The 276-nt window shown below is 65.9% G+C and carries 1 protein-coding gene; it reads left to right on the forward strand.

Annotated features, from left to right (window positions below; all coding sequences use genetic code 11):
• Positions 1–276: ATP-binding protein (locus R0J88_RS19940; RefSeq protein ID WP_410900867.1), on the forward strand; the 276-nt coding region annotated here is incomplete at both ends.

Raw genomic sequence — 276 nt, forward strand, 5'->3', positions numbered from 1 at the left:
GCATATGCTGCGCCGGGCGCTGTCCAACCTGCTGGATAACGCCATGCGTTTTACCCCGGCGAGCGGGCAGATAAGGGTAACGCTGGCGCCTGGGCCGAGAATCAGCGTGGCCAATACCGGGCCGGCCATCGAGGCAGCTGCTTTGCCGCGGTTGTGCGACCGCCTTTACCGTGTGGACCCGGCACGGCGCGAAGGCAGTAGCGAGCATGCTGGGTTGGGCTTGGCGATTACCCGGTCGATCGTGCAGGCCCATGGCGGAGGCATTCGGGCGGAATG

Origin of the sequence: Pseudoalteromonas sp. SIMBA_162 (assembly GCF_046535955.1) — a bacterium.
Lineage (GTDB): Bacteria > Pseudomonadota > Gammaproteobacteria > Enterobacterales > Alteromonadaceae > Pseudoalteromonas > Pseudoalteromonas marina.